13 protein-coding genes are annotated in these 12943 nt (G+C 69.9%); 8 read left to right on the forward strand and 5 right to left on the reverse strand.

From position 1 onward, the window contains the following. Positions 1–2: 2 nt before the first annotated feature. Positions 3–656: an HAD family hydrolase gene (locus BWI15_RS36890; protein ID WP_077019091.1), complete on the reverse strand. Its 654-nt coding sequence runs from the start codon at positions 654–656 to the stop codon at positions 3–5. Then, entirely contained in the window at positions 653–1804 is a 1152-nt protein-coding gene (locus BWI15_RS36895; RefSeq protein ID WP_077019092.1) for an alpha-hydroxy-acid oxidizing protein, read from the reverse strand. The genes BWI15_RS36890 and BWI15_RS36895 overlap by 4 nt, the downstream gene beginning before the upstream one ends. 88 nt (positions 1805–1892) lie before the next feature. Between BWI15_RS36895 and BWI15_RS36900 the strand changes: the two genes are divergently transcribed. The 3 genes from BWI15_RS36900 (at position 1893) to BWI15_RS36910 (ending at position 4627) form a co-directional block, all read left to right on the forward strand. Continuing rightward, entirely contained in the window at positions 1893–3092 is a 1200-nt protein-coding gene (locus tag BWI15_RS36900) for an MFS transporter (RefSeq protein ID WP_077019093.1), read from the forward strand. Between the two features lie 66 nt (positions 3093–3158). Further along, positions 3159–4406, forward strand: a complete 1248-nt coding sequence (locus BWI15_RS36905; protein WP_077019094.1) for a DUF445 domain-containing protein — start codon at positions 3159–3161, stop codon at positions 4404–4406. An 8-nt stretch (positions 4407–4414) separates the two neighbouring features. Then, on the forward strand, positions 4415–4627 hold the full coding sequence (locus tag BWI15_RS36910) for a hypothetical protein (RefSeq protein WP_077019095.1): 213 nt from the start codon (positions 4415–4417) through the stop codon (positions 4625–4627). On the opposite strand, the gene BWI15_RS36915 is transcribed toward BWI15_RS36910, so the two are convergent. Next, positions 4560–6011 (reverse strand): MFS transporter, encoded by a 1452-nt coding sequence (locus tag BWI15_RS36915; protein WP_077019096.1) that lies wholly within the window; start codon positions 6009–6011, stop codon positions 4560–4562. The genes BWI15_RS36910 and BWI15_RS36915 overlap by 68 nt on opposite strands. A 97-nt stretch (positions 6012–6108) precedes the next feature. Here BWI15_RS36915 and BWI15_RS36920 point away from each other — a divergent pair, with 97 nt between their 5' ends. Continuing rightward, complete coding sequence (locus BWI15_RS36920; RefSeq protein ID WP_077019097.1) at positions 6109–6609, forward strand: CGNR zinc finger domain-containing protein; 501 nt, start codon at positions 6109–6111, stop codon at positions 6607–6609. Positions 6610–6633: 24 nt separating this feature from the next. On the opposite strand, the gene BWI15_RS36925 is transcribed toward BWI15_RS36920, so the two are convergent. Next, complete coding sequence (locus BWI15_RS36925; protein WP_077019098.1) at positions 6634–7713, reverse strand: 2-oxoacid:ferredoxin oxidoreductase subunit beta; 1080 nt, start codon at positions 7711–7713, stop codon at positions 6634–6636. Next, complete coding sequence (locus BWI15_RS36930; protein WP_077019099.1) at positions 7710–9662, reverse strand: 2-oxoacid:acceptor oxidoreductase subunit alpha; 1953 nt, start codon at positions 9660–9662, stop codon at positions 7710–7712. Before BWI15_RS36930 ends, BWI15_RS36925 begins: the two co-directional genes overlap by 4 nt. A 274-nt stretch (positions 9663–9936) precedes the next feature. Here BWI15_RS36930 and BWI15_RS36935 point away from each other — a divergent pair, with 274 nt between their 5' ends. The 4 genes from BWI15_RS36935 to BWI15_RS36950 all read left to right on the forward strand — a co-directional run bounded on the left by BWI15_RS36935 (position 9937) and on the right by BWI15_RS36950 (position 12857). Next, positions 9937–10755 (forward strand): hypothetical protein, encoded by an 819-nt coding sequence (locus BWI15_RS36935; protein ID WP_077019100.1) that lies wholly within the window; start codon positions 9937–9939, stop codon positions 10753–10755. 10 nt (positions 10756–10765) lie between these two features. Beyond that, positions 10766–11122 carry an NADH-quinone oxidoreductase subunit A gene (locus BWI15_RS36940; protein WP_077019101.1) on the forward strand — a complete coding sequence of 119 codons (357 nt, stop codon included), beginning with the start codon at positions 10766–10768 and terminating at the stop codon, positions 11120–11122. Between the two features lie 5 nt (positions 11123–11127). Continuing rightward, positions 11128–11715: an SMI1/KNR4 family protein gene (locus tag BWI15_RS36945; protein ID WP_077019102.1), complete on the forward strand. Its 588-nt coding sequence runs from the start codon at positions 11128–11130 to the stop codon at positions 11713–11715. 116 nt (positions 11716–11831) lie between these two features. Further along, positions 11832–12857, forward strand: coding sequence for a dipeptidase (locus BWI15_RS36950; RefSeq protein WP_193432214.1), 1026 nt, complete (start codon positions 11832–11834; stop codon positions 12855–12857). Positions 12858–12943: the final 86 nt, after the last annotated feature.

The raw sequence follows: 12943 nt of genomic DNA on the forward strand, positions 1-12943 counted from the left end.
GCTCAGCTGGCCTTCACCAGCTGAGCCAACGTGATTCCCGCGGCCCGATCCAGGTGCTCGGCGGTCAGCCCGGCCGCCCGGGCGCCGAGCACGTCCAGCTCGAAGTTGTCGCCGATCATCAAGGTGTCGGCCGGCTGCACGCCCAATTCACGGCAGGTGGCCAGATAAGCCTCGGGCGCGGGCTTGCTGCACCCTAACGTCTCCGTGGTCGCGACGACATCGATCAGCGGCGCCAGGCCGATCGTGGCCAGCTTCGCGTTCTGCTGGACCGTGCTGCCGTTGGTCAGTACGCCGACCCGCCAGCCGTTGCTTCGGGCAACCTCCAGCGCGGGCCGCGCGTCCGGGAAGGCGGCCCAGCTCGCCCGGTAGTGCGCGAGGTAGCCGTCGAAGATCTCGTCGAGCTCGGCCTCCTCGGTCGGCACCGGCCGGCCGAGCACCGGCAGGAAGGCCTGCAGCCGAGCCCGGCGCTGGCCCTGATGGGTCAGCCGTCCCTCGAGCCAGGCGTCGTAGCTGACCCGCTCGATCGCGAACCACTCGGCGATCAGGTCGTCGGACCAGCGCACACCGAGTTCGGGAACCCACTTGGTCAGCCCCGCGATCGCGGACGTCGTGTGGTCGAACAGCGTGTCGTCCAAGTCGAACACGACCGCCTTCACACCGGCACCACCGAGTCGCGGTTGAGCTCGCGGTGATTGGCGTAGCCGGACAACGCCAGCGTGAGATCGAGCTCGGCCAGGAAGCAGCGCAGTACGTGCTCCACTCCCGCCTGACCGGCCAGCGCCAGCCCGTACAGCAGTGGACGACCGAGCAGCACGGCCTTCGCGCCGAGTGCGAGCGCCTTCGCGGCGTCGGCCCCCGTCCGTACGCCGGAGTCGAACAGCACCGTGACCTGCTCGCCGACCGCGTCCGCGATCGCGGGCAGCGCGTCGAGCGAGGCGATCGCGCCGTCCACCTGGCGGCCGCCGTGGTTGGACACGACCAGGCCGTCCACGCCGTGCTCGGCGGCCAGCTTCGCGTCGTCGACCGAGGTGATGCCCTTCAGCACGATCGGACCGTCCCAGTTGTCCCGCAGGAACGACAGCTCGTCCCAGCCGAGCCCGACGTTCGGGAACATCTGCGCCCAGTGCATCACCGCCGCGCCCGGGTCCTCGGCGACCGGCTTGGCCAGCTTCGCCTGGAACGCCGGGTCGGTGAAGTAGTTCGCCAGGCCCTCGCCCTTGAGGAACGGCAGGAAGCCCCGGTCGAGATCGGCCGGCCGCCATCCGATCGTGCCGGTGTCCAGCGTCACCACCAGTACGGCGTACCCGCTGTCCTTGGCGCGTTGCAGGAAGCTCAGGCAGACGTCCCGATCGGTCGGCCAGTACAGCTGGAACCACTTGCTGCCGGCCTCGATCTGCTCGAACGAGTGACTCGCCTGGGTCGAGTGCGTGTAGGTCAGGCCGAGCGCGTCGGCGGCCCGAGCGGTCGCCAGCTCTCCGTCGGGATGCGCCAGCGTCTGTACGCCGATCGGCGCGACCAGCACCGGCGCGGGCATCTTCGTGCCGAGCACGGTGCAGGACAGGTCGCGCTCGGTCGACCCGCGCAGCATCCGCGGCACCAGCCGCCACCGCTCGAAGGCGGTCAGGTTGGCCCGCGCCGTCGAGCCGCTGCCCGCGCTCGGCACGATGTAGCCCATCGCCTCCGCCGACAGCGTCGCGGACGCCTGCGACTCCAGCCGGGACAGATCCGTGGTGAGCTCGGGCCGGGTGCCGGAGAACATGCCCTGCACGTAGATCGCCAGCTGATGATCACCGAAGTTGGCCATGCCGGATGTTTTCACGAACTCCCCGGCCGCGGTACGACGGATTCGGCGGCCGCGGCGCCGGATGTCACAATCAGGTGTGACAAGTTCGATGACTCCTGACACCCGCACTCCGCACGTCGGCGCCGCGTTGTTCGCGCTGGCCATCGGCGGCTTCGCGATCGGGACGACCGAGTTCGTCACGATGGGGCTGCTGCCGCAGATCGCCGACGGGGTGGACATCTCGATCCCGACCGCCGGGCACGTGATCTCGGCGTACGCGGTCGGGGTGGTGGTCGGGGCGCCGGTGATCGCGGCGCTCGGGGCGCGGACCGGCCGGAAGCGGTTGCTGCTCGGGCTGATGGGCGTCTTCGTGCTCGGCAACGTGTTGTCGGCGGTCGCGACCAGCTACGAGATGCTGATGGCGGCGCGCTTCCTGTCCGGCGTGCCGCACGGCGCGTTCTTCGGGATCGGGGCCGTGGTCAGCGCGTCGCTGGTGCCGGCCAACCGGCGGGCCTGGGCGGTGTCGATGATCATGGTCGGGCTGCCGATCGCGAACATCGTCGGCGTGCCCAGTACGACGTTGCTCGGGCAGCGGTTCGGCTGGCAGTTGCCGTTCCTGCTGGTCGCGGTGCTCGGGCTGATCACGCTGGTGGCCGTGTGGTTCTGGGTGACGCCGCAACCGGTCGGCAGCGACGTGAACGTGCGCAGCGAGCTCAGCGCGCTGGCCCGGCCGCAGGTGTGGATGGCGCTGCTGGTCGGCATGGTCGGCTTCGGCGGGATGTTCGCGACGTACACGTTCATCACGCCGACGATGACCGAGCTGGCCGGTTTCAGCGAGGGCGCCGTGACGATCGTGCTGGCCGTGTTCGGCGTCGGCATGACCGGCGGCACGCTGGTCGGCGGCCGGCTCGCGGACCGTGCCCTGATGCCCAGCCTGTACGGCGGTCTGCTGGCGATCACCATCATGCTCGCGGCCTTCGGCTGGCTCGCGCACACCAAGCCGACCGCGTTGTTCGCGGTGTTCGCGCTGGGCTTCTCCTCCAGCATCCTGATCCCGGCGCTGCAGACCCGCCTGATGGACGTCGCGCACGAGGGCCAGTCGCTGGCCGCCTCGCTCAACCACTCGACGCTGAACGTCGCCAACGCGCTCGGCGCCTGGCTCGGCAGCGTCGTCCTGGCGGCCGGCTACGGCTACGAGTGGCCCAGCCGCCTCGGCGCCGGCCTGGCGATCCTCGGCCTGGGCCTGGCGATCACCTCCGGCCTGATGGACCGCCGGACGTCGAGACTCGCCGCGCCGGTCGCTCGTTAGCCGCTCAGGGGAAAACCCGGCGGTTTCCTGACCGCGTCGTCACCGGGGACTTGGTTGGATGGGGACATGGCGACGATGACCCTGAGCGGTCCGGACCTGGTACGACAGCGCGGACTGCGGCAGATGCGGCTGGTCGCGCTGTCCCTGCTCGTGCTGGCCGCGATCGTCTACATCCTGACTCTGCACCGCGACGGCGCCTGGGGCTACGTCAACGCGGCGTCCGAGGCGGCGATGGTCGGTGCGCTGGCGGACTGGTTCGCGGTCACCGCGCTGTTCCGGCATCCGCTCGGCCTGCCGATCCCGCACACCGCGATCGTGCCCACCCGCAAGGACAGCCTGGCCGAGAGCCTGGAGCAGTTCGTCACCGAGAACTTCCTGTCCGAGGAAGTGGTGGCCGGCAAGATGGCCTCCGCCGCGGTGAGCCGCCGGGCCGGGGAGTGGCTGGCCGACAGCAACCACGCGGAGCGGATCGTTGCCGAGGGCGCCCGAACCGTCGGCGCCGTGCTGCCCAAGCTCGGGGACGCCGACGTCACCGCCTTCGTCCGCGGCTCGCTGCTGCCGCGCTTCGCGCAGGAGCCGCTGAGCCCGATCGCCGGGCACTTCCTGGAGTCGGTGGTCGACGACGGCGCGCACCACGCGTTGCTCGACCTGGTCTTCGACGAGGCGTACGAATGGCTGCGCGACAACCGCGACGTGCTCGGCGAAGTGGTCGGTCCGCGCGCGCCCCGCTGGTCGCCGCGCTGGGTGGACTCGCTGGTGATCGACCGCATCCACCGCGAGGCGCTGGCCTGGCTGAGCGGCATCCGCAACGACCCGAACCACGCGGCCCGCCAGGCGATCGACCGGCTGCTCGGCCAGTTCGCCGCCGATCTGCAGCGCGACCCGGAGATGATGGAACGCTTCGAGGCGTTCAAGCGCCGGATGCTCGAGCACCCCGACCTCGCCCCCAGCCTGACCGCCGTCTGGGACGCCGTCCGCACGGCGTTGATCGACGCGATCGCGGACCCGATCAGCCCGCTGCAGACCCGCGCGGTCCAGGCGATCAAGGAACTCGGCACCCGCCTGCAGACCGACGAGCCCCTGCGCGCCAAGGTCGACGCCCGCGCCGCCGAAGCCGTCGGCTACGTCGTCCGTACCTACGGCAGCGAGATCGTCTCGGTCATCTCCGACACCATCGAACGCTGGGACGGCCGCGAGGCCTCGGCCCGGATCGAACTGCATGTCGGCCGCGACCTGCAGTTCATCCGCATCAACGGCACGGTCGTCGGCGCCCTGGTCGGCCTGGTCATCCACACCGTCAGCCAGTGGCTCTAGGAGGCGCGATGTTCGAGCAGACCGAGTTGACGCCGCGGATCGGCAAGGTGGCCACCCGTGAGCTGGCGCTGAACGGCTACACGACGTACGAGCAGTTGACGCAGGTCACGACCAAGGAGTTGCTGGCGATTCACGGGATCGGGCCGAAGGCGATCAGGATTCTCGACGAGGAACTGACGGCTCGGGGACTGCGGTTCGCGGGCGGAGAAGAACCGCGGTGAGCGCCGCGGCGAGTAGGAGGGCGGCGGCGCCGAGGGCTTCGGCCAGCTGGTAGCCGTGGAGATAGGCGGTGGTGGCTGCCGGGTCCTGGGGGCTGTGGCCGGGGGCGCCGCTGTCGGGGGAGCTGTGCCGGTAAACGGCGAGCACGATGCTGCCCAGGCCGGCGATGCCCAGGGCCCCGCCGAGTTCGGCGCTGGTTTCCACCAAGGCCGAGGTGGTGCCGGCGCGTTCCGGGGGTGCGGCCGAGACGGTCAGGTCGGTGGCCATCAGGTAGACGCCGGCGAGTCCGATGGAGAAGACCACGAACCCGGTCACCACGATCCACAGCCGGCCCGGCTGGACCTGGGTGAGCAGGCCGAAGCCGGTCGCGCTGATCAGAAGGCTCCCGGCCAGCCCGTACGCCGTACTGACGCGTGCCGCGACCAGCGGAGCCGACAGCGATCCGAGCAGGTAGGCGATGGTGCCCGGCAGCGAGACCAGACCGGCTTCGAGCGCGGACAAGCCGAGCGCCAGTTGCAGGAGCTGTGCGGTGATGAACTGCGTGCCGTACAGCACGAGGAAGATCAGGCCGAGCACCACCAGCGGCCCGCTGAAGCCGATCGATCGGAACAGCCGTAGCTCGATCATCGGCCGGGCCAGCCGTTGCTGCCGGCGTACGAACCAGACGGCCAGGGCGATCCCCAGCACCAGTGAACCGCCGTACCCCGGTCGCGGGCCGCTCTCGGCGATGCGCTTGAGCCCGTAGACGACGGCAAGGACCGCGGCCAGGGACAGCGCCGCGCTGCCGATGTCGAGCGGCGGGCGATCGGCGCCGCGGTACTCCGGGAGCAGGAACGGCCCGGTCGCGAGCAGCAGAAGCATCACCGGGACGGCGACGAGGAACACCGATCCCCACCAGTACCGCGTCAGCAGCAGCCCGCCGACCACCGGTCCGGCCAACCCGCCGAGCGCGAAACTCGCGGTCCACACGCCCAGCGCCGTCCGCCGTTGGCGGGAGTCGGTGAACATCGTGCGGATCAAGGCCAGCGTGGACGGCATCAGCGTCGCCCCGGCGACGCCGAGCAGAACCCTGGTGGCGATCAGCATTCCGGGACTCACCGCGAAGGCGGCCAGCACGGAGGCCGCGGCGAACATCGTCGCGCCGATCAGCAGCAGGCGGCGTCGTCCGAACCGATCGCCGACCATTCCCATCGTGATCAGCAGTCCGGCGACCACGAACACGTAGCTGTCGACGATCCACAGCTGCTGCGATCCGGTCGGTTGCAGGGCCGCCGTGAGCTGCGGCACGGCGAGGTTGAGCACGGAGGCGTCCATCGACACCACCGAGCAGGGCAGCGCGAGTACCGCCAGTCCGGTCCAGTCCCGCAGGGTCGCGCTCAAACTCATCACCGCTTCCGTAACGCCATGAATGAGTTTCTGACGTTACGACGATCGGCGTGAACATGCAACGCCATGAATGCCTTCAAGGCGTTACACTGCAGGAATGCACGTCGAACCGCTGGCGCCGGAGACCGTCGTGGCGCTGGTCAACGGCTGGGGATCGATCCCGCGCGCAGAAGGTGCGCGGGTCGACTGGCCGGGCGCGTCCGACCTGCCGGACTGGGCGCCGGTCGACGCTGCCGAGCTGCAGCGGATCGCCGACCTGCTGTTTCCGGTCTTCGCGATCCCGGGCACGGCTGACCGCGTCGACCAGCTCGCCGAACTCCTGCAGCGGACGAAAGTCGTGCCGACCGTTCGCGCCGAGGGCGACTCCGTGGCCGCCATCTGGACCGTGCAGAACCCGCGCGACGCGCTGACGGCCGCGGCGGCCCTGGCGCTTCGCCAGCAGTTCGCCGAGCACGATCCAGCCCGCGTCGGCACCTGCGCCGCGGACGGCTGCGCCGACGTCTACATCGACGTGTCGGCCCGCGCCCATCGCCGGTTCTGCTCGGTCACCTGCCAGAACCGGACCCGCGTGGCCGCCTTCCGCCGCCGTACCAAGTGACGGCGGCGGAGAGCGAAGTTGGTGCTAGCCGACGGTCCAGGTGTCGGAGCCGTTGATCAGGGCCTGCAGGTCGCCCGTGCCCTGCGTTTCCTTCGCGGTGTCGACCTGCTGACGGACCAGATCGTCGTACGCCGGCCGGTCGACCTGGCGGAAGATCCCGATCGGCGCCTGGTGCAGTACGCCGGCGTCGGTCAGCCGGGACAGCGCGAACGCGTACGCCGGGTCGTCGGTGTGCGCGTCGTGCACGACCAGGTCGGCCTCGCCGTTCGGCAGGTCGGCGACCTCGCGCACCGCGAGCGAGGCGAAGCCGTCCCGGACGACGCCGAGGTGGCCGTCGGTGCCGAAGCGGATCGGCTCGCCGTGTTTGAGCGGGATGATCGCGTCGTCGCGGGTGTCGGGGTTCTTGAACGCGTCGAAGGCGTTGTCGTTGAAGATCGGGCAGTTCTGGTAGATCTCCACGAACGCCGTGCCGCGGTGCTCGGCGGCCGCCGTCAGCACCGAGGTCAGGTGCTTGCGGTCGGAGTCGACCGTGCGGGCCACGAACGTCGCCTCCGCGCCGAGCGCCAGCGAGACCGGGTTGAACGGGTTGTCCACCGAGCCCATCGGCGTCGACTTGGTCACCTTGCCGGGCTCCGACGTCGGTGAGTACTGGCCCTTGGTCAGCCCGTAGATCCGGTTGTTGAACAGCAGGATCTTCAGGTTCACGTTGCGCCGCAGCGTGTGGATCAGGTGGTTGCCGCCGATCGACAGCGCGTCGCCGTCACCGGTCACCACCCAGACGCTCAGGTCCGGCCGGGCCACCGCCAGGCCGGTCGCGATCGCCGGCGCGCGGCCGTGGATCGAGTGCATGCCGTACGTCGACAGGTAGTACGGGAAGCGCGACGAGCAGCCGATGCCGGACACCATCGCGACGTTCTCGCGCTTGATGCCGAGCTCGGGCAGGAACCCCTGGAACGCGGCGAGCACGGCGTAGTCGCCGCAGCCCGGGCACCAGCGAACCTCCTGGTCGGACACGTACTCCTTGCGGCTCTGCGGCTCGGTCGCGGCCGGTACGCCGCGCAGGCCACCGGGCAGACTCGGCAGACCGAGATCGACCGTGCTCATCGTGCTCCCTCCGACTGATGCAGTTGTTCGCCGTGCTTGAGGTTCGCGGCGTCCAGGCCCAGGTGCCGGGCGTCGTCGTCGATCCCGGCGGTCTCCTCGACCAGGTTGCCGATCACCTCGGCCAGCTCCGCGGCGCCCAGCGGCATGCCGCGGACCTGCGCGTACGAGACGACGTCGACCAGGTACTTGGCGCGCAACAGCATCGCCAGCTGGCCGAGGTTCATCTCCGGGACCAGCACCTTGTCGTACGACTTCAGTACCTCGCCCAGGTTCGCCGGGAAGGGGTTCAGGTGACGCAGGTGCGCCTGCGCGACCTTGCCGCCGACCTTGCGGACCCGGCGCACGCCGGCCCCGATCGGCCCGTACGTCGAACCCCAGCCGAGCACCAGCACCTTCGCGTCGCCGTCCGGGTCGTCGACGACCAGCGGGTCGATGCTGCGCGCGATGCCGTCCACCTTCGCCTGGCGGGTCCGGACCATCAGGTCGTGGTTGGCCGGGTCGTAGGAGATGTTGCCGGTCTTGTCCTCCTTCTCCAGACCACCGATCCGGTGGTCCAGCCCGGCCGTACCCGGGATCGCCCAGGCGCGGGCCAGGGTCTCCGGATCCCGCAGGTAGGGCAGGTACTTCGGCGTACCGTCGTCGGCGGTCGCGTTCGGCTCGGTGGTGAAGTTCGGGTCGATCGTGACCAGGTCCTCGATCCGCGGGATCTGCCAGGGCTCGGAGCCGTTGGCCAGGTAGCCGTCGGACAGCACGATCACCGGCGTGCGGTAGGTGACCGCGATCCGGGTCGCCTCGACCGCGATCGCGAAGCAGTCCGCGGGGGACTGGGCGGCCAGCACCGGCAGCGGCGCCTCGCCGTTGCGGCCGAACATCACCTGCAGCAGGTCGGCCTGCTCGGTCTTGGTCGGCATCCCGGTGGAGGGGCCCGCGCGCTGGATGTCGCAGACCACCAGCGGCAGCTCGAGCATCACGCCCAGGCCGATCGTCTCGGACTTCAGGCTGATGCCCGGACCGGACGACGTGGTCACGCCGAGCGCACCGGCGAACGACGCACCCAGCGCCGCGCCGACGCCGGCGATCTCGTCCTCTGCCTGGATCGTGGTCACGTCGAACCGCTTGAGCTTGGACAGCTCGTGCAGCACGTCGGACGCGGGCGTGATCGGGTAAGCGCCGAGCACCAGCGGCAGCCCGGCCCGCTGGGCGCCCGCCACCAGGCCGTACGCCAGCGCGAGGTTGCCGGAGATGTTGCGGTAGGTGCCGGTGGCCATTTGGGCCGGCTTCACCTCGTACCGGACCGCGAACTCCTCGGCGGTCTCACCGAAGTTGAAGCCCGCGCGGAACGCCGCGATGTTGGCGTCGCGGATGTCCGGCTTGCCGGCGAACTTGGTCTCCAGGAACGCGATCGTCGACTCGATCGGGCGCTGGAACAGCCACGAGACCAGGCCGAGCGCGTACATGTTCTTGGCCCGGGAGGCGTCCTTGCGGGACAGCCCGAACTCCTTCACCGACTCCACCGTCATGCCGGTCAGGTTCAGCGCGACGACGTGGTAGGCCTCGAGCGCGCCGGTCTCCAGCGGGTTCTCGTCGTACCCGATCCGCTTGAGGTTGCGGGCGGTGAAGTCGGCGGTGTCGACGATCAGCGTGGCACCGCGCGGTACGTCGGGCAGGTTGGCCTTCAGCGCCGCCGGGTTCATCGCGATCAGCACGTCCGGCGCGTCACCCGGGGTGAGGATGTCGTGGTCGGCGAAGTGGAGCTGGAACGACGAGACGCCCGGCAGGGTTCCGGCAGGTGCCCGGATCTCGGCGGGGAAGTTGGGCAGGGTCGACAGGTCGTTGCCGAACGATGCCGTTTCCGCGGTGAACCGGTCCCCCGTGAGCTGCATCCCGTCACCGGAGTCACCGGCGAAGCGGATCACCACGCGGTCCAGCTGCTTGACCTCGATGGCCATCTGTTCTGTCATCTCCAAGTCGAGCTTGGGCCCGGCGGCTGCCCTGCGGCGCACCGTCGATCCCCCCAGTCAGGGCGATATCCCAATGTTAGTTCGGCTTTGGGACAGAACCATGCCCGAGGCGTGGTGGTCCAGAGCCTGGGACGGACGGCGAAACCCTCCAGTGTGACGTAGAGCAGTCGCTCGCTTGCCTTCCGCTGTCATTCGCGGCAGGGTGTCGTCACACAGTTGTGATCCACCCCGGGGGCGGCCCGGGTCTCGAGGGAGTTTCTCCATGGGCGTTCGTGCCTTCCTGTCCTGCGGTACGACGCTGGCGGCGGCCCTGCTGCTGGCCGGTTGTGCCGGCACCGTCGCTCCGGCGCAGAGCGCGCTGATCGCAACCGACACGGCGAAAGCAGCCGAGGTGGCCCAGGCGACGCCGGTCCGCTCGGTCAAGATCACCAGCATCCGGACGACCGACTACACCGCCGGCGTCCTGACGGTCAGCGGCACGCTGACGCCCGCGCCGGCGGCCGGGTCGCGCGTCGCACTGCAGCGCTGGGACGCGACGAAGGGCTGGCAGGAGATCGGCCACGCGACGCCGTCCGGCGGCAACGTGACGATCTCGTCGAAGCAGCCCGGCTCGATCCGGACCTACCGGTTGGCGATCGGCCCCCAGGCGCCGTACGCCGCGGCCGCGTCGGCTCCGGCCGGATACTCGCACTACGTCTGGCGCGGCATCTTCAAGAAGCCGCTGCTCGCGTCGGGCGGCAAGGGACACCCGGTGTTCACCGTGCTCACGGCGGCGGACTCGCCGCGGCGGGCCGAGGCCGAGCTGCTCGCCGACAAGGGCGGCGTGGTCTGGGGCGACGTGAACTCGGCCGGCTGCTCGTGGGTGAAGAACTGGCTCGGCAACATCACCGACGGCACCGTCCGCGTCTCGCTGCTGAACGGTTCGGCCGTGCTCGGCACCGTCGACCAGGCCCAGGAGACCGAGACCTGGCTGAACCGGCAGATCCCCGGCGTCAACCGCCTGCGGGTCCAGGTCGCCGACGTGAAGTCCGGCTACGGCCCCCAGGTCGCCCTCGACGCGATGCTGCTCTGCACCAACTAAAGTCGTCCCTGTGTCCGAGGCCTACGCGGTAGTCGCAGCGATCGTCCTGCTCGGCCTCGGCGGCCTGCTCGGCGCCTTCGCGCTCAACCGCGCCCTCACCATCACCTACTCGACCCCCGAGAAACTCACCACGTACGAGTCCGGCGTCGACCCGGTCGGCGAGGGCTGGGCGCAGATCCACATCCGGTACTACCTGTTCGCCTACCTCTACGTGATCTTCGCCGTGGACGCCGTCTACCTGTTCCCGTGGGCCACCGTCTTCGCCACCGTCGGCACCTCGTCGCTGATCGAGATGTTCGTCTTCCTCGCCTTCGTCACCGTCGGCCTGCTCTACGCCTGGCGCAAAAAAGTCCTCAGCTGGACCTGAGCCCGATGACCGCCCGCGCCGCGACCTCCTGGCCGCGCATCACCGGCTGGCTCGCCGAACAGGCTCCGGCGATCGCGCGGCTGGTCAACCCACCGGCGACTCCGGTCGATCTGCGTTATCTCGAAGCGGCGATGAACCATCCGCTCCCGGCGGACCTGGTCGAGCTGCTGCAACTGGCGAACGGCACCGAGCACCGGGCGATCCGCGGCTCGGTGATCCCGTTCCACTACAACCTGGTGCCCGTGATGGAGATGCTGGCGATCCGGCGGATGTGGCAGAAGATCGAAGCCGGTCCGCTGCTCTCCGGCGCAGACGTCCCCCGGTGGCTCGATGGCTACCTCCCGATCGCAGACGCCGCCGACGCCGGAGTAATGTTCGTCGACCTGAGCGACGGGCCGTCGTACGGTGCGGTCTGCGAGTGGTACCCGGAGGGCGGCGGAGGTGCTTCGCAGCAGTGGAGCAGCGTCGGGCAGATGCTCGACGACGTGGCGGGGGCGATGGTCGACCGTCGGCCGATGACGCGGATTCGCGACGTGCCGTACCTGCCGGAGGTGGACGAGGGCTCCCTGCACTGGTTCCAGGTGTACGACTAGCCGTTCACGCTTCGGCGCGGTCGAGCAGTGCGCCGCGGACCCAGTTCCAGCGCCCCGGGTTGATTCCCCGGTCCGCGAGTGGTCGGCTGGCCGGGGACCAACGACTGGGAGAGCTGATGAACGAGTTGCACCACAACGCCGTCGTCGCCGATGCGCACAACGATCTGCTGATGCTGGTGGCGCGGCGGCCGAAGGAAGTGTGGGGGAGCTACTTCCGGGATCGCTGGATCCCGCAGCTGCGCGACGGTGGGATCGACGTCCAGGTGCTGCCGGTGTTCATCGACGACGAGTTCCGGCCCGAGGGGTCCTTGCGGGAGACCCTGCGGATGATCGAGGCGGCGCACCAGATCGCCGAGGCGAACGCCGACGAGGTCGCGCTGTGCCGCAGCGGCGCCGAGATCGAGGCGGCGACCGCGGCCGGCAAGATCGCGCTCGTGCTCGCCCTCGAGGGCTGCCCGCAGATCGACACCGACGTCGAGCTGTTCCACACGCTGCACCGGCTCGGGGTGCGGGTGATCTCCTTCACCCACTTCGGCCGTAGCGCGCTGGCCGACGGTTCCGGCGAGGACGCGGCCGGGAGCAGGCTCACCAAGGCCGGTGTCGAGGCGGTCGGGCTGCTCGAGGAGCTCGGCGTTCTGATCGACGTCTCGCACGTCGGCCGCGGCGGGGTCGAGCACATTCTCGAGCTGGCCACCAAGCCGCTGATCGCGACGCACTCCAGCGCGTACGCGCTCCGCCCGCACCACCGCAACCTCACCGACGACCAGCTCCGGGCGATCGCCGCCACCGGTGGTGTCGTCTGCGTGAACTTCTTCGCCGGTTTCCTGACCGAGGACGAGAAGCCGACGATCCAGCACCTGGCCGATCACGTCGAGCACCTGGTCGCGGTCGCCGGCGAGGACCACGTCGGCCTGGGCAGCGACTTCGTCGCCGAGGTGTTCGGCGAGAAGATCCCGGCCTGCGACCTCCCGGTGATCATCGAGGGGCTGGATGCCCAGGTCTACGTTCCCGGGCTGGAAGGCCCGGCCGGAATGCCGCTGGTCACCGACGCACTGGTCGAACGCGGCCTGTCCGAGGCAGTCGTCCGCAAGGTCCTGGGCGCCAATCTCGTCCGCGTCCTCGGCACCACGGACCGCCCGTAGATGACACAGAGTCACCGTTCGTCGCTCGCCGAGATCATTGCCTGATCGCCGCAAAATCCTTGCATCGGACAACGTTCCCGGGCGTT

Source organism: Kribbella sp. ALI-6-A (assembly GCF_001984195.1).
Lineage (GTDB): Bacteria > Actinomycetota > Actinomycetes > Propionibacteriales > Kribbellaceae > Kribbella.

Excerpts from the sequence above, each read along its gene's own strand:
- BWI15_RS36915 (WP_077019096.1), bottom strand. The coding sequence starts at position 6,011 with ATGAGTTTGAGCGCGACCCTGCGGGACTGGACCGGACTGGCGGTACTC.
- BWI15_RS36945 (WP_077019102.1), top strand. The coding sequence starts at position 11,128 with ATGACCGCCCGCGCCGCGACCTCCTGGCCGCGCATCACCGGCTGGCTC.
- BWI15_RS36895 (WP_077019092.1), bottom strand. The coding sequence starts at position 1,804 with ATGGCCAACTTCGGTGATCATCAGCTGGCGATCTACGTGCAGGGCATG.
- BWI15_RS36950 (WP_193432214.1), top strand. The coding sequence starts at position 11,832 with ATGAACGAGTTGCACCACAACGCCGTCGTCGCCGATGCGCACAACGAT.
- BWI15_RS36925 (WP_077019098.1), bottom strand. The coding sequence starts at position 7,713 with ATGAGCACGGTCGATCTCGGTCTGCCGAGTCTGCCCGGTGGCCTGCGC.
- BWI15_RS36920 (WP_077019097.1), top strand. The coding sequence starts at position 6,109 with ATGCACGTCGAACCGCTGGCGCCGGAGACCGTCGTGGCGCTGGTCAAC.
- BWI15_RS36930 (WP_077019099.1), bottom strand. The coding sequence starts at position 9,662 with ATGGCCATCGAGGTCAAGCAGCTGGACCGCGTGGTGATCCGCTTCGCC.
- BWI15_RS36910 (WP_077019095.1), top strand. The coding sequence starts at position 4,415 with ATGTTCGAGCAGACCGAGTTGACGCCGCGGATCGGCAAGGTGGCCACC.
- BWI15_RS36935 (WP_077019100.1), top strand. The coding sequence starts at position 9,937 with ATGGGCGTTCGTGCCTTCCTGTCCTGCGGTACGACGCTGGCGGCGGCC.
- BWI15_RS36900 (WP_077019093.1), top strand. The coding sequence starts at position 1,893 with ATGACTCCTGACACCCGCACTCCGCACGTCGGCGCCGCGTTGTTCGCG.
- BWI15_RS36905 (WP_077019094.1), top strand. The coding sequence starts at position 3,159 with ATGGCGACGATGACCCTGAGCGGTCCGGACCTGGTACGACAGCGCGGA.